Source organism: Mesorhizobium sp. M7D.F.Ca.US.004.03.1.1, assembly GCF_003998635.1.
In the GTDB taxonomy this organism is placed as follows: Bacteria; Pseudomonadota; Alphaproteobacteria; order Rhizobiales; family Rhizobiaceae; genus Mesorhizobium; species Mesorhizobium loti.
Genome location: NZ_RZQG01001809.1, coordinates 1 through 440, shown reverse-complemented (window position 1 = coordinate 440; position 440 = coordinate 1). Strand labels below are relative to the sequence as shown.

Sequence of the window (440 nt, the reverse complement as noted above, 5' to 3'; positions counted from 1 at the left end):
CCAGTGGCCGGTCGGGCAGGACCGACTGGTCTTCCGTCGACATCAGCGTGGTGTCGATCTTCTGCAGAACCGCACCGTCGGCATCCTTGATGCTGATGGCAATCGCATAGGGCTTGTTCTTGACGACGCAGGTCAGCGCCGGGCTCTCCAGCGTCACCTTGTCGAGCTTTGGCCACACCTTTTGCTCGACCACCAGAGGCGCGCCACCGGCGGGATCCTGGAAGCTGGCGATCGCGACCTGGCCCTCTCCCATCGGCTGCAGCGGCCGCAGCGTCACCACATAGGTCGCCCTGGCGAGGCGGTAGTTGAAGACGAATATCTTGCCGGAAATCTCGAACAGCTTGCCTTCGGCGTTGCCGGTATCGCGGCAGGCGCCGAGCGCCACGGCGGCAATGAGTGCCGCGCCGACAACGATCGAACGGGAAAGACCTCTAGACATC

At 63.6% G+C, this 440-nt stretch carries 1 protein-coding gene; it reads right to left on the bottom strand.

The window, feature by feature from the left end; translation table 11 throughout:
* On the bottom strand, positions 1 to 439 hold a 439-nt coding region (locus tag EN935_RS40155), incomplete at its 3' end, for a hypothetical protein (protein ID WP_127374458.1).
* Position 440: the final 1 nt, after the last annotated feature.